Here is a 22479-nt window from a genome sequence, read left to right as displayed (position 1 = left end):
TCGGCGAGAGTATTTTTGAAAAGATGAAGGGGCGGTCAGGTTTTGGCCGCCTCTTTCAGTTTGTAGATCAGGTCGAGTGCTTCTCGCGGGGTAAGCTCATCTGGCAGAATATCGTCCAGCATGCCGGTTACCGGAGAAACTTTGGGCGCTGGTAGCGGCGGTGGTGGGGCGGCTGAAAACAAAGGCAGATCGTCGATCAGGGTCTTTTGCTTTCCCCCCTCACGTTCGGTTTTTTCAAGTTGGTCCAGCACGATACGAGCACGTTCAACGACCGAGGCGGGCAGTCCTGCCAATTGGGCGACCTGAACACCATAGGACCTGTCAGCCGCGCCTTTGTGGACTTCGTGCAGGAAAATCACCTCGCCTTCCCATTCCTTGACAGCAACGGTGGCGTTTTCCACGCCTTCCAGTTTGCCGGCAAGTGCGGTGAGTTCATGGTAATGGGTTGCGAACAGGGCGCGGCATTTGTTGGAGGCGTGCAGATGTTCCAGCGTGGCCCAAGCGATGGACAGGCCATCATAGGTGGCCGTGCCGCGACCGATTTCATCAAGAATGACAAGAGCGCGGTCATCGGCTTGATTGAGGATGGCGGCGGTTTCGACCATTTCGACCATAAAGGTCGAGCGTCCGCGGGCCAGATCGTCAGAGGCGCCAACGCGGCTGAACAGTTGGCTGACAAGCCCGATATGCGCCTGTTCCGCAGGCACGTAGCTGCCCATTTGGGCCAGTAGGGCAATGAGAGCATTTTGGCGTAAGAAGGTCGACTTACCGGCCATGTTGGGACCGGTCAGCAGCCAGATCGCCGCGCCTTTGTCAGCACTGAGATCGCAGTCATTGGCGATGAAGGCATCACCGTTTTGTTGGCGCAATGCCTGTTCGACGACCGGATGCCTGCCGCCCTGAACGTCGAACGCGCGGGAGGTATCAACCTGCGGGCGACACCAGTTCTCACCACGCGCCAGATCAGCCAGAGCAGTGGTCAGATCCAGTTCAGCCAAACCGCGTGCCGCTTGGTTGAGCCGTGCGGCTCTATCTAGAATTTCGCCAGAAAGTGTTGCATAGAGCCGCTTTTCGATCTCAAGCGCCAAGTTTCCGGCGTTCAGAATGCGGGTTTCGATCTCGGACAGTTCCACGGTGGTGAACCGGACCTGGTTGGCGGTTGTTTGACGGTGGATATAGGTTTCACTGAGGGGCGGATTCAGCATTTTCTCGGCATGGGTGGACGTGGTTTCGATGAAATAGCCCAGCACATTGTTATGCTTGATCTTAAGCGACGTGATACCGGTATGTTCTGCATATTTCTGCTGAAACCCGGCAATGACGGAACGACCTTCGTCGCGTAGGGTGCGAGCTTCGTCCAATTCGGCATCATAACCCGGGGCGATGAACCCGCCATCCCTGGCCAGCAATGGGGGTTCGGCCACAAGCGCTTCGTCAAGCAGATTCAGCAGGTCGTCAAATCCGACCAGATTTTGCAGGGCAGCGGCCAAAAGAACCGGCAGGTCTTGACCCGCGCAGAGTTCGGCGATTGCGGCGGCCTGTGTCAGGCCGTTGCGAATGGCGGTCAGATCCCGCGGGCCACCTCGATCCAGTGACAGTCGGGACAGCGCCCGGTCCAGATCCGGGGTTTTGCGCAAAGCCTCGCGCAGGTCTGATGTGATCAAGCTGTCTTCGGCCGCAAAAGTTACAGCATCCAGCCGCCCATGGATGACGTCCAGATTGCGGGATGGGCTGGAAAGCCGTTGATCCAACAGTCGTGCACCCCCCGGTGTGACGGTGCGATCCATCACAGATAGCAGCGAACCAGCGCGGCCACCGGACAGGGATCGGGTCAGTTCCAGATTGCGCCGTGTGGCGGCGTCGATCTGAACGACTCGGTCCTCGGATTCTTTCAATGGGGTTTGCAGAAGCGGCAGTTTGCCTTTTTGCGTGATTTCCAGATAGTCGATCAGTGCACCCATGGCCGAAACCTCAGCCCGACCAAAACTGCCGAACGCGTCCAGTGCGCCCACGTGAAACAGTCCACAGATGCGCTTTTCCGCCGCAGTGCTGTCGAAGCTGGCCCGCCCGATCGGGGTCAGCGAGATACCCAGATCCATTACGGGTTCGTTCAGTTTGTCCTGCACGCCATCTGCCACGATCAACTCGGATGGTGCCAGCCGGGCCAGTTCGGGACTGAGGCGCACTGAGGTCAAAGGCATCACGTGAAACGCCCCGGTCGAGATATCGGCCCAGGCCAGCGCGGCCTCATCACGAACCTCGGCATAGGCGGCCAGGAAGTTGTGACGGCGAGCCTCAAGCAGGGCATCTTCGGTCAATGTGCCAGGCGTCACCAGACGCACAACATCGCGCTTTACGACCGATTTAGAGCCTCTTTTCTTGGCTTCAGCCGGACTTTCCATCTGTTCGCAGACGGCCACGCGAAATCCTTTTCGGATCAGCGTCAGCAGATACCCCTCGGCCGCATGGACCGGTACGCCGCACATCGGAATGTCGGTGTCGTTATGCTTTCCGCGCTTGGTTAAGGCGATGTCCAGCGCTTCGGCGGCGTTGACGGCATCCTGAAAGAACATCTCGTAAAAGTCGCCCATGCGGTAAAACAGCAAGGCATCGGCATGAGCCTCTTTGATTTCGAGATATTGCGCCATCATCGGCGTGACTGTGGACAAGGCTGACCCCTTTTGGCGTATTCCGGTCGCGACCTTACAAATCCACCCACCTCGACGAAAGGTGAAAAGTATTCTCGTTGAGGCGCGCGCCCGCCTGCGCTATGAGGCAAAAGTCCCGCAGATGTAAAGAAACGGCCCATCACATGCCCAAAGCGAAGATCACCAAAGAAGAGGCGCTGGCCTTTCACCTCGACCCGACCCCCGGCAAGTGGGAGGTTCAGGCCACTGTTCCCATGACCACACAGCGCGACTTGTCGCTGGCCTACAGCCCCGGTGTGGCGGTTCCATGTGAAGCTATCGCGGAAAATCCGGAAACCGCCTATGATTATACCAACAAGGGCAATCTGGTTGCGGTGATCTCAAACGGTACGGCCGTGCTGGGCCTTGGAAATCTCGGTGCGCTGGGCTCGAAACCAGTGATGGAGGGGAAATCAGTCCTGTTCAAGCGGTTCGCCGATGTGAATTCGATCGACATCGAACTGGATACCGAAGATCCTGACGAGTTCTGCCGTGCAGTGCGCCTGATGGGACCGACCTTTGGCGGTATCAACCTTGAGGACATCAAGGCACCCGAGTGTTTCATCATTGAACAGCGCCTGAAGGAAGAGATGGACATCCCCGTCTTCCACGACGACCAGCACGGCACGGCGGTGATCTGTGCGGCGGGTTTGCTGAACGCGCTGCGTATCTCGGGCAAAAAGATCGAAGACGTGAAAATCGTCCTGAACGGCGCGGGTGCGGCGGGTATCGCCTGTATCGAACTGCTCAAGTCGATGGGCGCAAAACACGAGAATTGCATCGTCTGCGACACCAAGGGCGTGATCTACCAAGGCCGGACCGAGGGCATGAACCAGTGGAAGTCGGCCCACGCGATCACCACCGAGCTGCGCACATTGGAAGAAGCCATGAAAGGCGCGGATGTGTTCCTTGGCGTGTCGGTCAAAGGCGCGGTGACACAGGATATGGTCGCCAGCATGGCGGACAATCCGGTGATTTTCGCCATGGCGAACCCGGACCCGGAGATTACGCCGGAAGAGGCGCATGAGGTTCGTGTTGATGCCATCGTCGCGACCGGGCGCAGCGATTACCCGAACCAGGTGAACAACGTTCTGGGTTTTCCTTACCTATTCCGCGGCGCGCTGGACATTCACGCCCGCGCTATCAATGACGAGATGAAGATCGCTTGTGCCCATGCACTAGCCAATCTGGCGCGCGAGGATGTGCCGGATGAGGTTGCATTGGCCTACGGCAAGTCGCTGACCTTTGGCCGGGATTACATTATTCCGACGCCGTTTGACCCGCGCCTGATCCACCGTATCCCACCTGCCGTGGCAAGGGCCGGGATGGACACTGGGGCAGCCCGCCGCCCGATCATCGACATGGACGCGTATGAGCTGAGTCTGAAATCCCGCATGGACCCGACCGCCAGCATCCTGCGCGGCCTGAACGCCCGTGCACGTCAGGCGCAAAGCCGGATGATCTTTGCCGAAGGCGACGATCCACGCGTCTTGCGCGCGGCGGTGATGTATCAGCGATCGGGCTTTGGCAAGGCGCTCGTTGTTGGTCGTCCAGACGACGTGAAGGAAAAGCTGGAAGCCGCCGGTCTGGAGGACGCAGTGCGCGAGCTGGAGGTGGTTAACGCCTCCACCACCACGCATCTCGAAGCCTATAAGGATTTCCTGTACAAACGGCTGCAGCGCAGTGGCTTTGATCGCAAGGATATCCATCGTCTGGCCGCGCGAGACCGCCATGTGTTCTCTTGCCTGATGTTGGCTCATGGTCACGCCGATGGCATGGTCACCGGTGCAACGCGGAAATCGGCACATGTACTGGAACGCATCAATCATGTGTTTGACGCTGATGCCGAACATGGGGCCGTTGGTGTGACGACGCTGTTGCACAAGGGTAAGATCGTTCTGATTGGTGACACGCTGGTTCATGAATGGCCGAATGAGCATGACCTGGCCAATATCGCCGAACGCTCGGCCTCGGTCGCGCGGCATTTGGGGCTGGACCCACGCGTTGCCTTTGTCAGCTTTTCCACCTTCGGTTATCCGGTATCTGAACGGGCCGAGAAAATGCACGTAGCGCCCGAGATTCTGGATCAGCGCGGCGTCGATTTCGAGTATGATGGCGAGATGACCGTGGATGTGGCGCTGAACGTGGAACAGCAAGAGGCTTATCCATTCTCGCGTCTGACGGGCCCGGCCAATATCTTGATTGTACCCGCACGGCATTCGGCCTCAATCTCGACCAAGCTGATGCAAGAGATGGGTGGCGCGACCGTCATTGGCCCGATCCTGACCGGTGTCGATAAGCCGATTCAGATCTGTTCGACTGGCTCGACAGCAAATGACATTCTGAACATGGCCATTCTGGCCTCTTGCGATATTGGATAAGCCGTGACGATCTGGAACCTAGGCTCGATCAATGCGGACATGGTCTATGCCCTGCCGCATCTGCCCACTGCCGGTGAAACCCTGGCTGCTTCGAACTTGGAGCGGTTTCTGGGTGGCAAAGGGGCCAACATGTCCGTTGCAGCGGCGCGTGCCGGATCGCGTGTGGCGCATATCGGTGGCATTGGACCAGGCGGGCGCTGGGCCCTGGATCGCATGACCGAATATGGCGTCGACACCCAGTTCATTGCCGAGGTCGACGTGCCCACAGGTCACGCGATCATTGCGGTGGACGAGCAGGGTGAAAACCAGATCATTCTGTATCCCGGCGCGAACCACGCCATCGAGCAGGATCAGCTGGGACAGGCCTTATCGCAGGCTGTTCCCGGTGATCTACTGGTTATGCAGAACGAGACCAACGCACAGGTCGAGGCCGCCCGCATGGGCCGTGACCTGGGACTGACCGTCTGCTATGCCGCCGCGCCGTTTCAGGCTAATGCCGTGCAGGCGGTGCTGCCTTATCTGGACTTCCTGATCCTGAATGAGGTCGAAGCAGAACAGCTGCGCGAAAGTACAGGTCAATCCGTCGCTGAAGTGCCCGTTAAGCATGTACTGGTCACGTTGGGATCCAAGGGTGCGCGCTACCTACCCAAAGATGGCGAAGTGCTTGAGATTTCGGCACACAAGGTGAAAGCCGTGGACACGACCGGCGCAGGCGATACCTTCACCGGTTACGTTCTGGCCGGAATGGACCGCGGGTTGCCGATGCCGCAGGCGATTGCACAAGCAAATCGTGCCGCGGCCCTGATGGTCACGCGGCACGGTACGGCGGATGTTATTCCCGACCTCAAAGAGGTGCTGGAGGCCCGGTTCGGTTAGGACCCGGCGAATGGTGCGTTGCTACCCCAGAGTTGTTTGACGCGCGCATCCCGACCGCAGGCTTTGCGGTAGGCTTTGTATGCGTTTTTCTGGCGTTTCGGACCAAAGCGGGTGAACACCAGCTTGTCGCCCTTGTAATAATCCTGATGGTAAGCTTCGGCCGGGTAAAAGGTTCCCGCGTTCAAGATGGGCGTGACTACGGTTTGACCCAGCGCTTGCTGCGCATTGGCTTTGGCTTTCTGCGCCAACGACTTTTCGCCTGTGTTAGAGACAAATACAGCAGTGCGATAACTGTTGCCGCGATCACAGAACTGGCCGCCTGCATCGGTTGGATCAACGGAACGGAAGAACATGCTCAGCAGCGTTTCACGGGAAACCCGCGCAGAGTCGAAGGTGATCTGAACAGCCTCGTAATGGCCGGTACCACCTTTCGTCACTTGATCATAAGTCGGATTGGCTGTCTTGCCGCCGGTAAAGCCCGATACGGCGCCAATCACGCCGGGAACCGATTCAAAATCGGATTCAACGCACCAGAAACACCCTCCGGCGACGGTCAGGGTTTCGGTGCCGGCAGCTGGTGCGGGCAGGGCACGCAGCATCGCGGCCAGTGTGATCAGGACAAACAGAAGCGACGGTTTAACGAAACAGAGGTACGCGGTCCGGGTCATGGCAGATCTCCTTCTGAGATCAGGCTGCCCCGACTTTTCTGCCGTTGCAATCCGCTGACATGGTTTGTCACGCGCTGGTGAGACGAGTTTATCGGCGCTTAGCCCAACAATTGCCCCAGCTTCATCGCCACACCCATATTGCCTGAGATCTTGAGTTTGCCCAATGCCACACCGGTCATCGGGTTCAGCTTGCCGGTCAGCAGCTTGGTCAGGTTTTCCTGCGAAATTCGGATCGTGCAGTCTGCATCCTGATCTTGCGTCGTCGCCTGATTGTCGATCAGCACGATCACCCCGTCATCACCGCAATCGAACTTGAGAGAGCCATCAAATGTCTTGCCGTTCAGACCTTTCTGAATCCCGTCGGCGATGTCCTGAAGCATGGTATGTCCTTTCCCAGTTGACCATTGCGTAAAGAAAAACGGGCAAAACAGGCAAGGGTGACGCTGCTGGAACTGACTGGTCGGCGAAGACAAAGAAAAACCCGGCATCCTTTCGGGCACCGGGTTTGTCGTTCCAGCGATGGCGTGAATTACTTGGACAGACGCTTTTCGCGCGCGGCCAGCAATTTCAGGCGCAGGGCGTTCAACTGGATAAATCCAGCTGCGTCTTTTTGATCGTACGCCCCTGCATCGTCTTCGAAAGTCACGTGCTCTTCTGAATACAGCGAGTGATCCGACCAGCGGCCAACGGTCGAGGCCAGACCTTTGTACAGTTTGACGCGGACGGTACCGGTGACGTGTTCCTGCGACTTGTCGATCGCGGCTTGCAGCATTTCGCGTTCGGGTGAGTACCAAAAACCGTTATAGATTGCTTCCGCATATTGCGGCATCAACTGGTCTTTCAGGTGCATCGCGCCACGGTCCATGGTGATCGACTCGATACCACGGTGCGCTTCCAGCAGGACGGTGCCGCCCGGCGTTTCATAGATGCCGCGCGATTTCATTCCCACAAAGCGACCCTCGACCAGATCCAGACGGCCAATACCGTGTTTGCCGCCATATTCGTTCAGCTTGGTCAGGATGGTCGCGGGGCTCATCGCCTCGCCATTGATGCTGACCGCGTCGCCTTTTTCAAAGCCGATCTCGATGAATTCAGGCTCATTCGGCGCATCCTCGGGGTGAACCGTGCGCTGATAGACATAGTCGGGCGCCATATCGGCGGGGTCTTCCAGAACCTTGCCCTCGGACGAGGTGTGCAGCAGGTTGGCATCGACCGAAAAGGGTGCCTCGCCACGCTTGTCCTTGGCGATCGGGATCTGGTTCGCCTCGGCAAATTCCAGCAGCTTGGTGCGGCTGGTCAGGTCCCATTCACGCCAGGGCGCGATTACCTTGATGTCTGGGTTCAGCGCATAGGCAGCCAGTTCGAACCGCACCTGATCGTTGCCCTTGCCGGTTGCGCCGTGGGCAACCGCGTCGGCACCAGTTGCTTCGGCAATCTCAACCAGACGTTTCGAAATCAGTGGCCGCGCGATCGAGGTGCCCAGCAGATACAGACCCTCATACTGCGCATTGGCGCGGAACATGGGGAAGACAAAATCGCGAACGAATTCCTCGCGGACATCCTCAATAAAGATATTCTCGGGCTTGATCCCCAGCAGCTCGGCCTTTTGGCGCGCTGGCTCAAGTTCCTCACCCTGACCCAGATCGGCGGTGAAGGTTACGACCTCACAGCCATACTCGGTCTGCAGCCATTTCAGGATGATCGAGGTATCAAGGCCACCGGAATAGGCCAGAACAACTTTCTTGGGCGCGGACATCTGACTTCCCCTTATTCGTAAGACGATTGGCCCCTAACGGGTTTTGTGAGCGGGGGCAAGTTATGAGCGTTGACCCGGCGCCGGAATTGAGGTGAAACATCCGTTTATAAAACAAGGATTGGTTGAGAGGGCAGTTTTCGGATGTTGGGTTGGAGAATTTTTAAGCACGCGCTTAACATGATTTTTAATGATTTTGGTACAGCGCTGCGAGTGTCGTCCCCGATAATAGCGGTTTCTCTGTTCGGGGTTGTGCTTTTCATTGTAAAAGGGCCGGAATACGTCATCGGAGGACAGGGTCAGTTCAGGGGTGTCTTGCTGCTTGGGCTTCTGAGTTACATTGCCACCTTATGGGTTGCTGTTTCTTGGCATCGCTACTGCCTGCTGGAAGAGTATCCAGAAAAGACAATCCCGGATTTTAATGTGTCACGCATTTTAGGGTATTTCGGGTGGGGTCTTTCGTTAGGGTTGATCCTCTTAGGTATGGTAGCCCTATTGTTCGGCGTTGTTTATGCCGCCGGTGGTTTTACGGGAGGATCGCTTTCATTGTTTGGCGGCGCTCTATTGGTTGTCGGGCTGATTTTTATGATTTGGGTCACTCAGCGTCTGAGCCTGGTTCTTCCCGCCAGCGCTGTGGGAAAGCCGATCAGATTTGATGACTCGTGGCGTGCTACGCGGCCTATTGCGACAGCAATTCTTATCGTTTTCCTGTTTTTGGGCGCGTTTGGTTTTGCTATTGGTCTTGTTGCAGGATTCTTAGGGTTCTTCTCGGCACTATTGGGGTATGCGCTTCAGGCCATCGTAAATTGGATGATCGCAATGGTAAGCCTGAGCGTTCTGACAACCATGTACGGTGTTTGTGTCGAAAAGCGCGAACTCGCCTGACTCGCGTACACATATGTATTCCTTGCCCTTGTCGCAGTGATGCGGCACTGAAACGGTCATGACCGATTTCATGACCCGCGCTCGCGCCGCCGAACAGGTGATGCGTTCTGTTTTTCCGACAACGCCGTTGCAACGGAATGCTCATCTGTCCGACCGCTATGGCGCCGATATCTGGCTTAAGCGCGAAGACCTAAGCCCGGTTCGGTCTTACAAGATCCGCGGCGCGTTCAATGCCATGCGCAAGCAGCAAGGGCAGGATCTGTTCGTCTGCGCCAGTGCGGGCAATCATGCGCAGGGTGTTGCCTATATGTGCAAACATCTGAACGTACGCGGTGTCATTTTCATGCCTGTGACCACGCCGCAGCAGAAAATCCAGAAGACCCGAATTTTCGGCGGCGACAATATCGAGATCCACCTGACCGGAGACTATTTCGACGACACGCTGGCCGCCGCGCAAGACTGGTGCGCCCAGCAAGGTGGGTACTTTCTGTCGCCCTTTGATGATGAGGATGTGATCGAAGGTCAGGCTTCCTTAGCGGTTGAGATTGAGGAACAGCTTGGACAGGTTCCCGATCATGTCATCTTGCCAGTGGGTGGCGGCGGCATGTCGTCTGGCGTAGCCACATGGTTCGGGGATCGGACGCATTGTCTGTTCGTGGAACCGGCGGGTGGTGCCTGTCTGCGTGCTGCATTGGCGGCGGGCCATCCAGTGGCTCTGGATCACGTGGATACATTTGTCGACGGTGCGGCCGTGGGTCGGATCGGTGAAAAGCCATTTGAGCTGTTGAAATCCCGCCATTTGTCCGACGTTTTGGTTCTGTCCGAAGATCGCATCTGTACTACCATGATCGAAATGCTGAACGTCGAGGGCATCGTTCTGGAACCAGCGGGGGCCCTGGCGGTTGAGGCCGTGGGCGACGTGCAAAGCTTCATTCGCGGTAAGACAGTGGTGTGCGTCACCTCGGGCGGCAATTTCGATTTCGAACGCTTGCCTGAGGTTAAGGAGCGGGCGCAGCGGTATTCGGGCGTCAAAAAATACTTCATCCTCCGCCTGCCACAACGTCCAGGCGCGTTGAAGGAATTTCTGGGCATTCTAGGTCCTGAGGACGATATTGCCCGCTTTGAGTACATGAAAAAATCGGCCCGCAATTTCGGATCTGTCTTGATCGGTATCGAAACGCGAAAGCCTGAGAATTTTGTGCGCCTGTTCGCGCATCTTGATGATGCGGGCTTTACCTATACCGACATTACCGAAGACGAAACGCTGGCACAGTTTGTGATTTGAACGCGGGGTTTCACGGCCTCAAGGCCACAGAAGTGATTGCGCGGATTTTGGCGATCTTGTCGGTCGGTCGGAATTGACTTACCCAGTTCTAGACTTTTGAGACCGGGAAGCAAAAATGAAGCCGCTTGCTGCAGTAACTATGGTTTGGCGCGACTACTGGTACTTTGAGAAATGGGTCGGGTACTATGCGTCCCAGCTTGGCCGGGAAAATGTTTACATCCTGTCGCATGGCGCCGATCCTGAGATCGACCGAATTGGCCAAGGTTGCAATGTTGTTGCCATTCTTCGGGATGGCCTGCATCAGTCGTTTGACTATGCCCGTTGGCGGATGCTGTCGGACTTTTCCGCTATGCTGACCCAATTCTATGACCGGGTCATTGTCTCGGATTGTGACGAGTTGCTGATGACCGTTGATGGCAGCCCCTTGGTAGAATACCCATTTGAATTTCAGGAAAATGCCGCTGGTGCCGTGGGGTTCAACCTGGTCGCGACCTGGGATGATGAAGATCAGGGTGCGCTGATTTCAGACAGCAAGTATTGCGTGTTTGAAATTCCCCACTCCAAACCTTGTCTGGTGCAGCGCAAGGTTTCTTTTGGGACCGGAGGGCACGGGATTATGCATGACAATTTTGAGTTGCTGCCCGGCCTATTTAATCTTCATTTCCATTTTGCGAACTGGCGAGAAATGCAGCGTCGGGAACAGGAAAGATCTCCGCTGGTCGATGAAACTATGGCGGATGGTGTAAAGATCAGAAAGTCCCCCGGTCAATCTGTCGGCATCGTCGGCTGGCGCAGGCGTTCGCGCCGCTTCAAACGCATGAGTCGAGAGATGTCCAACATACCAGAATTGTCGATGCAGGACTGTGTGGAGCTTTGTCGGCAAGAGGCGTCGCAGACGCTGAAAAAGATGGGCGACGGGTATTTCACGCAGGACAGAGGAATGGAGTTCGACCTAAAGAAATTCCGCTTTCCCGACGGGTTTGCCGTGAAAATTTAGCGTCCGAAGGTCCCGAAAATGGCTCTGGCCTCTAAAGACTGCCCAGTCCTGCCTTAAATTCGATGGCAGAGCCCTCGAATACATTGAGGATATTGGCAAAATCGACTGCCTGGCTGTCCCCCTGTGCCGATTGTCGTTCCCCGTCCTGACATAGTTTGGCCAAAGCCTCGAACCCAAGGCTCAGGGCGCTGCCTTTCACAAAATGCAGGTTTTGTTCGAACTCTGTGCGGGCGGCGTCGTTCCGCAGCCGGGTTAGTGCCTCGTTCACCTCATCAAGAAAGATGTGCACCACCTCATCAAACTCGCTGGCGCCAACCTCGTCCCTTAGTTGCCGGACCCTGGACCAGTTGATCATGCCATCCTCGCTTTATCTGCCCCGGGGATTTGGTACCGCGGAACCGGTAAAGAGCAGGTTAAGCGGAATGAATTTCGGCTTTCATCCATTGTTAAACTGCGGCGCGATAGGGTCTTCCCATTCCGATAAGCGCCGCTGGGCAGAGGGTTAAGGTGACAAAGGTCAGTCAGGCAGACAGTGGATCAGATCTGGATTTTGGTGTGATCCAAAAGGCGCTGGTCGTCGATGACAGCCGCCTGCAGCGCCGTATTCTGGTCGCCTCGCTTAAGAAATGGGGCTTTGACGTGCTTGAGGCCGATAGCGGTGATGTTGCGATTGAAATGTGCGCGGCGGACCCGCCGGATCTTGTCCTCAGCGATTGGGTGATGCCGGGGATGAGCGGGCTGGATTTCTGCAAGGCGTTCCGCGCCTTGGACAACAAGCAATACAGCTATTTCATCCTGCTGACCTCCAAAAGCGAAAAGCAAGAAGTGGCGCGCGGTCTGGATGCCGGTGCGGACGATTTTCTGATCAAACCGCTTGAGGCGGATGAACTGCGGGCGCGTATATCAGCCGGAGCGCGTATTCTGGATATGCAACGCGAATTGTCCAAGAAAAATCTGATGATCGAAACCGCGCTTGAGGAGCTGCGCGTCGCCCATGACGCGATCGACAAGGACCTGATCCAGGCACGCAAGATACAGGAATCTCTGGTACCCGAGCTGACGCGCAATTTCGGTAAGTCCCGGGTCAGCATGCTGCTGAAGCCATGTGGTCATATTGGGGGCGATCTGGTGGGGATGTTCTCTCCGGGTGTGAACAGGCTGGGGTTTTACAGTATTGATGTGTCCGGGCATGGCATTACGTCTGCGATGATGACGGCGCGTTTGGGGGGCTATCTGTCCAGCAATCATTTTGATCAGAACGTGGCGATGGCGCGGCGTTTCGACAAGTTTTATGCCCTGCTGCCGCCGGAAGAAGTTGCCGAAACCCTGAACTCGCGGCTGATGGCGGACGCGGGGATCGAGGAGTATTTCACGATGGTCTATGCTATTGTAGACCTGCGCAACGGGCATGTGAAAATGGTGCAGGCCGGGCATCCGCATCCGCTGTTGTTATGTCAGGACGGCAGAACAGAATTTCTGGGCGAGGGCGGATTACCTATCGGATTGCTACCGGACGTCACGTTTCAGCGGACCGAGTTCTACATGCAACCCGGCGACCGGCTACTGCTGTATTCCGATGGGTTCACAGAATGCAGTCTCGCCGACGGTGGCTTGCTGGACGAGGATGGCTTGCGACAGATGGCGCTGGATTGCGGGCCGGATCGGAACGGAACGGAGTTCCTCGACGATATGTTCTGGCGGCTGACACAGGCGATGGCACCTGGCCGAGGTATGGATGATGATGTTTCGGCTGTTTTCTTTGAATACAACGGTCACTAAAGCCGCTGTTCATGCAGCGTTGCAAAGTGGCGATCTCCGTCATTGCCCAGCAATTGGACCGCATCGGCGGTGTCCATCCATATGGCTTCATGGAACGGCTCAGACGGCGGACCCATGCGCCGGATCGGGCGCGCGCGATAGATATGGCACAACTTTTCGGCCCACAAATCGTATTCGGGCATATAGGTGAACCGGCGAAATGCGCCAACGCGGCGGGGCGACGCGATCAACCAGCCGGTTTCCTCGAAGACTTCTCGGTGCAGGGCAGTGATGGGTGATTCGCCTGGATCAATTCCGCCGCCGGGCAATTGCAGATCGGGCCCGGGTTCTGTCTGACAGGTCAGCAAAAGGCTTCGGCCACGGGGCAACAACGCATAAACGCCCACCCGGCGTATATATATTCGCCCGGCCTGAGGGGTTTCACCAAACCGTCTGATCATGTATGGCCCCTTAAAACCCGAATAGTTCGACCTATATGCTGGCGGTATGCCAACCTGTGGCGTGTAAGGAAACCCCATGTCTCTTGGAACAAAAATCGCGTGGGACGACACCGTCCTGCCCTTTCAACTTGATGTATCGGATATGCGCGGCCGCGTGGCCCGTCTGGATGGTGTGCTTGATGGCATCCTGAGCCAGCACGACTATCCCGAAAAGGTCGAGGCACTGGTGGCCGAGATGGCCCTGCTGACCGCATTGATCGGCCAGACTGTTGCGCTGCGCTGGAAGCTGTCCCTGCAGGTTCAGTCCAAAGGTCCGGTGCGCATGATTGCGACCGACTATTATGCGCCTCAGCAAGAGGGTGAATCAGCTCGCATTCGCGCCTATGCCAGCTTTGACCGCGATCGCCTGACAGATGGCGTGCCGTTCGACCAGGTGGGCGAGGGGTATTTTGCCATCATGATCGACCAGGGTGAAGGGACCCAACCGTATCAGGGGATCACCCCTTTGGCCGGTGGGTCGCTGAGTGCCTGTGCCGAGGCGTATTTTGCCCAATCAGAACAGTTGCCGACCCGGTTTTCGCTGAGCTTTGGCAAATCAACAGAGCCGGGTGTTGGCGAACATTGGCGCGCCGGTGGTGTCATGCTGCAGCACATGCCCAAGGCTTCGCCTTTCGTCGCATCCAGCGAAGGCGACGGGAACATCCTGACAGCGGGTGACCTTGTCGATGGTGAGGAAGGTGAAAACTGGGGCCGCGTCAACATCCTGCTGGATACGGTCGACGATTTGGAACTGATCGGTCCGTCGATTGCACCTACGGATCTGTTGGTCCGGCTGTTTCACGAGGAACAGCCGCGGGTATACGATGCGCAGTCAGTCCAATTCGGCTGTACCTGTTCAGAAGACCGTGTTCGACAGAGCCTGTCGATCTATTCGGCCAAGGACATCGAAAAGATGACCACGCCCGAAGGCGACGTGACGGCTGATTGTCAGTTCTGCGGTGCACATTACGTGCTGGATCCTGCTACGGTCGGATTTGATGCTGACAACGCCTGATCCAACAGATCAGCTGCGGGCGGCCTTGCGCCGCCCCGGCAACGGGTCCAGTGATTTCGACCTGAATCCCGATTTTGTTCTGCCTGAGGGGCGCAAACTGCGCCCCGCCGGCGTTTTGGTTCCGATTTCAGTAGCCGATGGCGCCCCGCGCTTGATTTTGACCAAGCGATCCTCGGCGCTTAAGCATCACCCGGGGCAGATAGCGTTTCCAGGTGGTAAGCAGGATAACGGCGATGCGGACGTAACCGCCACCGCACTGCGTGAGGCGCGCGAAGAGATCGGCCTGCCGCAGGAAATGCCGGAAATTCTTGGCCACTTGCCAACGCATGAAACAGTGACCTCCTTCACGGTCACACCTGTGGTGGCGATCCTGCGGGAACCCTTCCAACCGGTACCGGAACCGGGCGAAGTGGCCGAGGTGTTTTCTGTTCCGCTTGCACATGTGCTCAACCCCGCGAATTATATCGTTGAATCGCGCCGCTGGCGGGGACAAAGGCGGTATTACTTCACGGTACCTTTCGGCCCTTATTACATCTGGGGCGCAACAGCCCGAATTCTGCGGGGATTGGCAGCACGGATCAACGAATGACGCAAATAAAAGAAGACTGGGTGTCGGAATCGGCAACGCAACAGGTCTGCGCTGCCCTGACCGATGCCGGGTACCAAGCCTTGTTTGTGGGTGGGTGTGTGCGCAACGCGCTGTTGGGCGCTCCGGTATCGGATATCGACATCGCCACAGATGCGCGGCCCGACAAAGTGGTCGAGCTGGCGCAGCAAGCTGGGCTCAAGGCCATACCCACCGGGATTGATCACGGCACAATCACTGTGGTTAGCCAAGGCATCCCGCATGAGATCACCACCTTTCGCCGTGATGTGGAGACCGATGGTCGCCGCGCCGTCGTCGCCTTTTCCGATAAGGTCGAAGAGGATGCCGCGCGTCGCGATTTCACGATGAACGCGATATATGCACGGCCCGATGGGACAATTTTGGACCCTCTGAACGGTTTGCCAGACCTGCAAGCGCGCCGCGTCCGGTTTATCGGAACTGCCGCGAACCGCATTCGCGAGGATTACCTGCGTTCGCTGCGCTATTTCCGGTTTCACGCATGGTATGGCGATGCCGAGGCAGGGTTCGATCCCGACGCTTTGGCCGCCATTGCGTCTAACCTGGATGGTCTGGCTGGCTTGTCCCGTGAACGCGTGGGGGCAGAGCTTTTGAAACTGCTGGGCGCACCTGACCCTGCGCCGTCCGTTGCTGCGATGCGCAGCGCCGGGGTACTGGTGCAACTATTGCCGGGTGCTGATGATCGTGCATTGGCCCCGTTGATTGCATTGGAGCAACAGGCAGGCGCTGATCCGGAACCGGTGCGGCGACTGGCGGCGATTGCGCCGCCCGAGATCGCGCAAACCCTGCGCCTGAGCCGCGCGCAATTGCAGCGCCTGACCCGAATGCGGGATGAGGCGTCCAGCCCGGCCAGCTTTGCTGAACTGGGATTTCGGTACGGTGAAACAGACGGGCTGCACGAAGCGCTGTTGCGATGTGCCTTTTTGGAATTGCCTTGGTTAGACTCAATAAAGCATGATCTTCACATTGGTGCGGGCGCGACCTTCCCGATCAGGGCAACCGATCTGATCCCCGAGTTCACCGGCCCTGCGCTGGGCCAGAAACTGGCCGAGCTTGAGGTGAAGTGGATCGCCTCGGGGTTCACACTGGGCCGCGAAGAATTGCTGGGTGGATAAAGGAAGTCTCAAAAGGGGATGACAAGTAAAAGAGTTTATGATTATTTGCCCCTGTCACATGAATGGAGGGATGCGAATGTATTACGGGATCTGGGACAGCTAAGGCTGGAACACTTTGACCCGTAAGGGTGGTGTTCTGACGCCATCTTTCTTCGCATGACTTACTTTTTGCTCAACCGGAGCACTCTCCATGTTTCGCTATTTCGAAAACCTCGTTGACCCTTTTGTTGCCTACAAGGAAACTGACACGCCGCCGACGCGGTTGTGGCCATTCATGCTGGACTACTCGCAACCGTTCATGCGGGTGTTCTTCTGGGCTGGTTTGATCTCTGTCGTTGTTGCTGCAGTTGAAGTTGGCCTGATTTACTACATGGGCCGTGTGGTTGACCTGCTGTCGGGCCCTCCGGCCGAGGTCTGGCAGAACCACGGCACCGAATTTATCCTGGTCGCGGCGTTTGTGCTGCTGCTGCGCCCGATGCTGCATGTCGTGGATGTGCTGTTGTTAAACAACACGATCCTGCCGAATTTTGGCACCCTGATCCGCTGGCGTGCCCACAAACACGTTCTGCGCCAATCCGTCGGTTGGTTCGAGAATGATTTTGCCGGTCGCATTGCTAATCGGATCATGCAAACACCGCCTGCTGCAGGCGAGGCCGTGTTTCAGGTGTTTGACGCCATCTCATTTTCGATAGCCTATCTGATTGGCGCTGCGATCCTGTTGGTGGCAGCTGATCCGCGGTTATTGCTGCCGCTGCTGATCTGGTTTGCGCTTTACGCCATTCTGGTGCGCTGGACGGTGAAAAGGGTTGGTCCGGCATCGCAGGCGGCATCTGATGCACGCTCGGCTGTAACGGGTCGGGTGGTCGACAGTTATACCAACATCCACTCGGTTAAGATGTTCGCCCATAACGAACAAGAATTGGACTATGCCCGCGAAGCCATCGAGGAAACCCGCCGCACGTTTCAGGTCGAAATGCGGATTTTCACCATTATGGATGCGGTTCTGGTCGCGCTTAACGGTTTGCTGATCGTCGGCGTGGTTGGTTGGGCCATTTCCCTGTGGATGCAAGGGAGCGCATCTGTGGGTGTCGTTGCGGCGGCGACTGCTTTGACCCTGCGACTGAACGCGATGACTGGATGGATCATGTGGGCGCTGACCAGCTTCTTCCGCCAGCTTGGTGTCGTGGCCGAAGGCATGCAGACCATTGCCCAGCCCGTTGACCTGTTGGATGTGCCGGATGCCAAGCCATTGCAGCTGAGCAAGGGCCAGATCGACATCCGTCATCTGTCACACCATTACGGTCGCAAGACCGGCGGGCTGGATCACATCAACCTGACCCTCCATCCGGGCGAAAAGATCGGCCTGATCGGGCGGTCTGGTGCGGGGAAATCGACCCTGGTTAAGCTGCTATTGCGGTTTTACGATGTTGAACAGGGCGCGATCCTGATTGACGATCAAGATATCGCCAAGGTTACGCAGAACAGCTTGCGCAGCCATATCGGTATGGTTCAGCAGGACAGCGCCCTGTTGCATCGGTCGGTGCGTGACAACATCCTCTATGGTCGCCCCGATGCCACCGAAGAACAGATGATCGCCGCCGCCAAACAGGCTGAGGCTCATGAATTCATCCCTGATCTGCAAGACCCAGAAGGGCGCACGGGGTATGATGCGCACGTGGGCGAGCGGGGTGTGAAACTTTCGGGCGGTCAGCGGCAGCGCGTGACGCTGGCGCGGGTGATCCTGAAGGACGCACCAATTTTGCTGTTGGACGAGGCGACATCTGCCCTAGATTCCGAGGTCGAAGCGTCAATTCAGGAAACTCTCTACGGTATGATGCAAGGAAAAACCGTGATCGCCATTGCCCACCGGCTAAGTACTATCGCGCAGATGGATCGTATTCTGGTCATGGATGGTGGTCGGATCGTTGAACAGGGCGGGCATTCCGAATTGCTGGCGCAAGGTGGGCTTTACGCCCAGTTCTGGGCACGGCAATCTGGGGGCTTCCTGAACCCGGAGGCCGCTGAATGAGGATTGCCGACCTCATAAACCCGTTCAAGAACATCGAAACGCCCCCGCCGCAAACGCTGGGGGCGTTCATTCGCTGGTGCTTGTCTGGCGCATGGCCAATGATCTTTGTCGCGGCGTTTTTCTCGGCCACCGCGGGTGCGATGGAGGCGGGAACTGCGTGGATGCTGGGTCTGGTCATTGACGCAGCAACCACAAGCGGGCCCGGGAACTTTCTGACCGCCAACAACGTCTGGATGATCCTTGGGGTCGTTGCGTTTTTCATGCTACTGCGTCCGGCCCTGTTCGGGCTTTCGTCGTTGACCAACAATTACATCGTCATGCCCAACATCACGCCTTTGGTTCTGGCCAAGCTGAACCGGTGGACGCTGGGCCAATCCGTCACATATTTTGACGACGATTTTGCGGGCCGGATCGCGCAGAAGCAGATGCAAACATCCAACGCGATGGCGTCGGTCGTGTCCGAGACGATCAGTGCGATCGTGTTTGCCTTGGCCTCGCTGGCGGGATCATTGCTTTTGTTAGGGTCTATTCATCCACTGGTTATGCTGCCATTTGCGGTTTGGCTGGTCGTGTATTTCCTGCTTGTCCGTTGGTATCTGCCGCGCATCCGTAAACGGTCGGCGGCGCGGGCAGGCGCTCGCGCGATGGTGTCCGGACAAGTTGTCGACACGATCACCAATATCAAGACCGTTAAGCTGTTCGCTCATTCGGAATTCGAAGATCATGCCGCGCGGAATTCCATGGTTGATTTGCGTGAAAAGATGTTGGCGTTCGGAAGCCTGTCGGCCAGTTTCCGCTTTATCTTGATGCTGTTGGCCGGGGTTCTGCCGGTTTTGCTGATAGGTGCAACGCTGTGGCTGTGGCAAGCGGGGTCCGCGACAGCCGGTGACATTGTGGCCGCGGGTGCCATTTCCATTCGTATTGCCCAGATGACCGGCTGGGTCAGCTTCACCCTCATGGGTCTTTACGCCAATGTTGGCGAGATCGAGAACGGCATGAATACGCTGGCCAAGCGCGAACGGGTTGAGGATCAAACGGGCGCGGCGGAGTTGTCTGTGCCCGAAGGCCAGATCACCTTTGATCATGTCAGTTTTGCCTACGGTCGGGATGTTGGCGGTGTATCGGGCTTGAACATGACCGTGCACCCCGGCGAGAAACTGGGCATTGTCGGCGCTTCGGGGGCGGGGAAATCAACCTTGGTTTCGTTGCTGTTGCGCCTTTATGACGGCGAAAAGGGCGCGATCTTGATAGATGGTCAGGACGTATCCGGAGTAACGCAGGACAGCTTGCGCCGTCAGATCGGCATGGTCACGCAGGAAACCGCGATGTTCAATCGGTCGGCGCGGGAGAATATTCTTTACGGCCGCCCTGACGCCTCGGAAGAGGAAATGATCGAGGCGGCCAAAAAGGCCGAGGCGCATGAATTCATCCTCAGCCTTCAGGATGCCCACGGTCGCACCGGCTATGACGCACATCTGGGCGAGCGCGGAGTGAAGCTTAGCGGTGGGCAACGACAGCGGATTGCGCTGGCGCGGGCCATATTGAAGGATGCGCCTATTTTGGTGCTGGATGAGGCAACCTCGGCACTGGATTCCGAGGTTGAGGCCTCGATCCAGACGGCTTTGCATCGGGTGATGCAAGGCAAGACGGTGCTGGCTATCGCGCATCGGTTGTCCACACTCAGCGAGATGGACCGGATTATTGTCCTGGACCAAGGGCGTATCGTGGAAACCGGCACCCATGACGCGTTGTTGGATCTGGGTGGGCTATATGCGCGGTTCTGGCACCGCCAGTCGGGCGGGTTCATTCAGGCCGAAGCTGCGGAATAAGGGTTTTGTTGCGGGCCAAGCCCCGGTATCAGGCGTCCCATGACCCAAACCTACACCATTACCCGCCTTGGTCATCAAGGCGATGGCATCGCTGATGGCCCCGTTTACGCTCCGCGCACCTTGCCGGGTGAGGTCGTCAGCGGCACGCTGCTGGATCAATTCCTGACAGATATCCGTGTCGATACGCCCTCGGATCAGCGGGTCAAGGCACCGTGTCGTCACTACAAGTCCTGTGGTGGATGCCAGTTGCAGCACGCTGCAGATGGATTCGTCGCGGATTGGAAGGTCGAAGTGGTGCGCAACGCGCTGGCCGCGCAGGGGTTGGAGGCGTCGATGCGCCCGATCCATACGTCACCAGAGCGGTCCCGCCGTCGCGCGACGATCGCGGTTCGACGGACGAAAAAGGGCACTCTGGCCGGGTTTCATGGTCGCGCGTCTGACGCGATCACCGAGATCCCGGATTGCCATTTGCTCGACCCGGTCCTGATCGCGGCCATTCCGGTTGCCGAAGCGCTGGCCGTTTTGGGTGGCAGCCGCAAAGGCGTGTTGGCGGTGACGCTAACTTTGTCCGAAGCCGGGCTTGATGTGGCGGTCAAAGGCGGCAAACCGCTGGACGGCCCGCTAGAGCTGGCTTTGGCACAAGCGACCGAGAAACACGGTCTTGCCCGGCTCAGCTGGGATGGTGAAGTGATTGCCATGCGCCAGCCTCCGGTCCAGCACTTTGGTCAGGCAGATGTCATACCTCCGCCCGGTGCGTTTTTGCAGGCGACAAAAGACGGAGAACAGGCTCTGTTAAAGGCTGTTTCCGAAGCTGTCGGTGGATCCAAGCGCATTGTCGATCTGTTTGCTGGCAGCGGCACATTCTCTTTGCCTCTGGCAGAAGGGGCTGAGGTTCACGCCGTCGAAGGCGAGCCTGCGATGACGCAAGCGCTGGATCAGGGGTGGCGCAGGGCGCAGGGCCTCAAGCGAATAACGACCGAGGCGCGAGACCTGTTTCGGCGGCCACTGATGCCCGATGAGCTGAAATTCTTTGATGCAGCGGTGATCGACCCGCCACGCGCCGGGGCCGAGGCGCAAGTGGCCGAACTGGCGCAAGCCCTGCGCCCGGTGATTGCTTATGTGTCCTGCAACCCGGTGACCTTCGCCCGCGATGCGAAAATTCTTGTTAATGCGGGCTACACCCTTGAATGGGTACAGGTCGTTGACCAATTTCGATGGTCGTCACACACCGAACTTGCCGCAAGGTTCACCCTGAACTCTTAAGACTTACAGGAGACCACCCGAATGGGGACCACCCAACGCCTGCTGACCTTTATCGAAGCACCAGCTTTCGGGAAGTTCATTACCGGTGTCATCATCTTCAACGCGGTACTGCTGGGGATGGAGACATCACCGACCCTAATGGAAGCTGCGGGTCCATTGATCGTGACACTGGATAGCCTTTGCCTGACCATTTTCGTTGTTGAAATTGCGATTAAACTGCTGGCCACAGGGCGCAGGTTTTTCACCAACGGCTGGAACGTCTTTGATTTCGTGATTGTCGGCATCGCTCTTGTACCGGGCGGGTCCGGTCTGTCGGTGCTGCGGGCTTTGCGGATTTTGCGGGTTCTGCGTGTCATCTCAGTCGCGCCACGCCTGCGCCGCGTGGTTGAAGGTTTTATTTCGGCTTTGCCTGGCATGGCCAGCGTGTTCCTTCTTATGGCGATCCTGTTTTACATCGGTGCGGTGATTTCAACCAAACTGTTCTCGCAGACCTTCCCGGACTGGTTCGGCGATCTAGGCCTGTCGGCCTATACGCTGTTCCAGATCATGACGCTGGAAAGCTGGTCCATGGGGATCGTGCGCCCGGTAATGGAGATCTATCCTTACGCCTGGCTGTTCTTTGTGCCGTTCATCATGGTGACCACTTTTGCGGTGGTAAACCTGCTGGTCGGTTTGATCGTGAATTCGATGCAGGATGCGCATCATGCCGAGGACGAAGTCAAAACCGATGCCTATCGTGACGAAGTGCTGGAGCGGCTTGAAAGCATCGAACGTCGCCTGACAGAGCAGCAAAACATCAAAAAGTGATTTCAG

General features: G+C 57.3%; 19 protein-coding genes. 13 read left to right on the top strand and 6 right to left on the bottom strand.

The genetic code is table 11. From position 1 onward, the window contains the following. Positions 1–35: 35 nt before the first annotated feature. On the bottom strand, positions 36–2651 hold the full coding sequence (gene mutS / locus DS906_RS16330; protein ID WP_113791158.1) for a DNA mismatch repair protein MutS: 2616 nt from the start codon (positions 2649–2651) through the stop codon (positions 36–38). 161 nt (positions 2652–2812) lie between these two features. Here mutS and DS906_RS16325 point away from each other — a divergent pair, with 161 nt between their 5' ends. Further along, positions 2813–5068, top strand: coding sequence for an NADP-dependent malic enzyme (locus DS906_RS16325; RefSeq protein WP_113791157.1), 2256 nt, complete (start codon positions 2813–2815; stop codon positions 5066–5068). Between the two features lie 3 nt (positions 5069–5071). Next, on the top strand, positions 5072–5944 hold the full coding sequence (locus DS906_RS16320; protein WP_113791156.1) for a ribokinase: 873 nt from the start codon (positions 5072–5074) through the stop codon (positions 5942–5944). Here DS906_RS16320 and msrA read toward each other — a convergent pair. From msrA to DS906_RS16305, 3 genes are all read right to left on the bottom strand, one after another. Beyond that, positions 5941–6612 carry a peptide-methionine (S)-S-oxide reductase MsrA gene (gene msrA, locus DS906_RS16315; RefSeq protein ID WP_113791155.1) on the bottom strand — a complete coding sequence of 224 codons (672 nt, stop codon included), beginning with the start codon at positions 6610–6612 and terminating at the stop codon, positions 5941–5943. The two genes, DS906_RS16320 and msrA, sit on opposite strands and share 4 nt — an antisense overlap. Before the next feature lie 98 nt (positions 6613–6710). Next, entirely contained in the window at positions 6711–6992 is a 282-nt protein-coding gene (locus tag DS906_RS16310; RefSeq protein ID WP_113791154.1) for an SCP2 sterol-binding domain-containing protein, read from the bottom strand. A 149-nt stretch (positions 6993–7141) separates the two neighbouring features. Further along, positions 7142–8368 carry an argininosuccinate synthase gene (locus DS906_RS16305; RefSeq protein ID WP_113791153.1) on the bottom strand — a complete coding sequence of 409 codons (1227 nt, stop codon included), beginning with the start codon at positions 8366–8368 and terminating at the stop codon, positions 7142–7144. A gap of 177 nt (positions 8369–8545) precedes the next feature. Here DS906_RS16305 and DS906_RS16300 point away from each other — a divergent pair, with 177 nt between their 5' ends. The 3 genes from DS906_RS16300 to DS906_RS16290 all read left to right on the top strand — a co-directional run bounded on the left by DS906_RS16300 (position 8546) and on the right by DS906_RS16290 (position 11532). Further along, complete coding sequence (locus tag DS906_RS16300) at positions 8546–9250, top strand: hypothetical protein (RefSeq protein ID WP_113791152.1); 705 nt, start codon at positions 8546–8548, stop codon at positions 9248–9250. Positions 9251–9308: 58 nt separating this feature from the next. After that, a complete protein-coding gene (gene ilvA / locus DS906_RS16295) occupies positions 9309–10535 on the top strand; it encodes a threonine ammonia-lyase IlvA (protein WP_113791151.1) in 1227 nt (408 codons plus the stop codon). A gap of 115 nt (positions 10536–10650) precedes the next feature. Then, on the top strand, positions 10651–11532 hold the full coding sequence (locus tag DS906_RS16290) for a hypothetical protein (protein WP_147235288.1): 882 nt from the start codon (positions 10651–10653) through the stop codon (positions 11530–11532). Between the two features lie 31 nt (positions 11533–11563). On the opposite strand, the gene DS906_RS16285 is transcribed toward DS906_RS16290, so the two are convergent. Continuing rightward, positions 11564–11887 carry an Hpt domain-containing protein gene (locus tag DS906_RS16285; protein WP_113791149.1) on the bottom strand — a complete coding sequence of 108 codons (324 nt, stop codon included), beginning with the start codon at positions 11885–11887 and terminating at the stop codon, positions 11564–11566. A 152-nt stretch (positions 11888–12039) separates the two neighbouring features. Here DS906_RS16285 and DS906_RS16280 point away from each other — a divergent pair, with 152 nt between their 5' ends. After that, entirely contained in the window at positions 12040–13311 is a 1272-nt protein-coding gene (locus DS906_RS16280; protein ID WP_113791148.1) for a PP2C family protein-serine/threonine phosphatase, read from the top strand. Here the strand turns inward: DS906_RS16280 and DS906_RS16275 are convergent. Beyond that, positions 13308–13751: an NUDIX hydrolase gene (locus DS906_RS16275; RefSeq protein ID WP_113791243.1), complete on the bottom strand. Its 444-nt coding sequence runs from the start codon at positions 13749–13751 to the stop codon at positions 13308–13310. The genes DS906_RS16280 and DS906_RS16275 overlap by 4 nt on opposite strands. 76 nt (positions 13752–13827) lie before the next feature. On the opposite strand from DS906_RS16275, the gene DS906_RS16270 reads away from it, so the two are divergent. The 7 genes from DS906_RS16270 to DS906_RS16240 all read left to right on the top strand — a co-directional run bounded on the left by DS906_RS16270 (position 13828) and on the right by DS906_RS16240 (position 22473). Continuing rightward, positions 13828–14805: an Hsp33 family molecular chaperone HslO gene (locus tag DS906_RS16270; RefSeq protein WP_113791147.1), complete on the top strand. Its 978-nt coding sequence runs from the start codon at positions 13828–13830 to the stop codon at positions 14803–14805. Further along, on the top strand, positions 14789–15394 hold the full coding sequence (locus tag DS906_RS16265; protein WP_113791146.1) for a CoA pyrophosphatase: 606 nt from the start codon (positions 14789–14791) through the stop codon (positions 15392–15394). Before DS906_RS16270 ends, DS906_RS16265 begins: the two co-directional genes overlap by 17 nt. After that, positions 15391–16545: a CCA tRNA nucleotidyltransferase gene (locus DS906_RS16260; protein WP_113791145.1), complete on the top strand. Its 1155-nt coding sequence runs from the start codon at positions 15391–15393 to the stop codon at positions 16543–16545. Before DS906_RS16265 ends, DS906_RS16260 begins: the two co-directional genes overlap by 4 nt. A gap of 190 nt (positions 16546–16735) precedes the next feature. Continuing rightward, on the top strand, positions 16736–18574 hold the full coding sequence (locus tag DS906_RS16255) for an ABC transporter ATP-binding protein (RefSeq protein WP_113791144.1): 1839 nt from the start codon (positions 16736–16738) through the stop codon (positions 18572–18574). Continuing rightward, positions 18571–20403 (top strand): ABC transporter ATP-binding protein, encoded by a 1833-nt coding sequence (locus DS906_RS16250; RefSeq protein ID WP_113791143.1) that lies wholly within the window; start codon positions 18571–18573, stop codon positions 20401–20403. Before DS906_RS16255 ends, DS906_RS16250 begins: the two co-directional genes overlap by 4 nt. A 39-nt stretch (positions 20404–20442) precedes the next feature. Next, positions 20443–21666: a class I SAM-dependent RNA methyltransferase gene (locus DS906_RS16245; RefSeq protein ID WP_113791142.1), complete on the top strand. Its 1224-nt coding sequence runs from the start codon at positions 20443–20445 to the stop codon at positions 21664–21666. A 21-nt stretch (positions 21667–21687) separates the two neighbouring features. Then, positions 21688–22473 carry an ion transporter gene (locus DS906_RS16240; protein ID WP_113791141.1) on the top strand — a complete coding sequence of 262 codons (786 nt, stop codon included), beginning with the start codon at positions 21688–21690 and terminating at the stop codon, positions 22471–22473. Positions 22474–22479 lie beyond the last annotated feature (6 nt).

This window comes from Ruegeria sp. A3M17, assembly GCF_003318255.1.
Lineage (GTDB): Bacteria > Pseudomonadota > Alphaproteobacteria > Rhodobacterales > Rhodobacteraceae > Ruegeria.
The sequence above is the reverse complement of the archived record's forward strand: the minus strand, read 5'-3'. Positions and strand labels throughout refer to the sequence as shown.

Excerpts from the sequence above, each read along its gene's own strand:
- DS906_RS16240 (WP_113791141.1), top strand. The coding sequence starts at position 21,688 with ATGGGGACCACCCAACGCCTGCTGACCTTTATCGAAGCACCAGCTTTC.
- DS906_RS16260 (WP_113791145.1), top strand. The coding sequence starts at position 15,391 with ATGACGCAAATAAAAGAAGACTGGGTGTCGGAATCGGCAACGCAACAG.
- DS906_RS16250 (WP_113791143.1), top strand. The coding sequence starts at position 18,571 with ATGAGGATTGCCGACCTCATAAACCCGTTCAAGAACATCGAAACGCCC.
- DS906_RS16255 (WP_113791144.1), top strand. The coding sequence starts at position 16,736 with ATGTTTCGCTATTTCGAAAACCTCGTTGACCCTTTTGTTGCCTACAAG.
- DS906_RS16300 (WP_113791152.1), top strand. The coding sequence starts at position 8,546 with ATGATTTTTAATGATTTTGGTACAGCGCTGCGAGTGTCGTCCCCGATA.
- DS906_RS16245 (WP_113791142.1), top strand. The coding sequence starts at position 20,443 with ATGACCCAAACCTACACCATTACCCGCCTTGGTCATCAAGGCGATGGC.
- DS906_RS16285 (WP_113791149.1), bottom strand. The coding sequence starts at position 11,887 with ATGATCAACTGGTCCAGGGTCCGGCAACTAAGGGACGAGGTTGGCGCC.
- DS906_RS16305 (WP_113791153.1), bottom strand. The coding sequence starts at position 8,368 with ATGTCCGCGCCCAAGAAAGTTGTTCTGGCCTATTCCGGTGGCCTTGAT.
- DS906_RS16270 (WP_113791147.1), top strand. The coding sequence starts at position 13,828 with ATGTCTCTTGGAACAAAAATCGCGTGGGACGACACCGTCCTGCCCTTT.
- DS906_RS16325 (WP_113791157.1), top strand. The coding sequence starts at position 2,813 with ATGCCCAAAGCGAAGATCACCAAAGAAGAGGCGCTGGCCTTTCACCTC.
- DS906_RS16275 (WP_113791243.1), bottom strand. The coding sequence starts at position 13,751 with ATGATCAGACGGTTTGGTGAAACCCCTCAGGCCGGGCGAATATATATA.
- ilvA (WP_113791151.1), top strand. The coding sequence starts at position 9,309 with ATGACCGATTTCATGACCCGCGCTCGCGCCGCCGAACAGGTGATGCGT.
- DS906_RS16290 (WP_147235288.1), top strand. The coding sequence starts at position 10,651 with ATGAAGCCGCTTGCTGCAGTAACTATGGTTTGGCGCGACTACTGGTAC.
- DS906_RS16265 (WP_113791146.1), top strand. The coding sequence starts at position 14,789 with ATGCTGACAACGCCTGATCCAACAGATCAGCTGCGGGCGGCCTTGCGC.
- msrA (WP_113791155.1), bottom strand. The coding sequence starts at position 6,612 with ATGACCCGGACCGCGTACCTCTGTTTCGTTAAACCGTCGCTTCTGTTT.
- mutS (WP_113791158.1), bottom strand. The coding sequence starts at position 2,651 with ATGATGGCGCAATATCTCGAAATCAAAGAGGCTCATGCCGATGCCTTG.
- DS906_RS16310 (WP_113791154.1), bottom strand. The coding sequence starts at position 6,992 with ATGCTTCAGGACATCGCCGACGGGATTCAGAAAGGTCTGAACGGCAAG.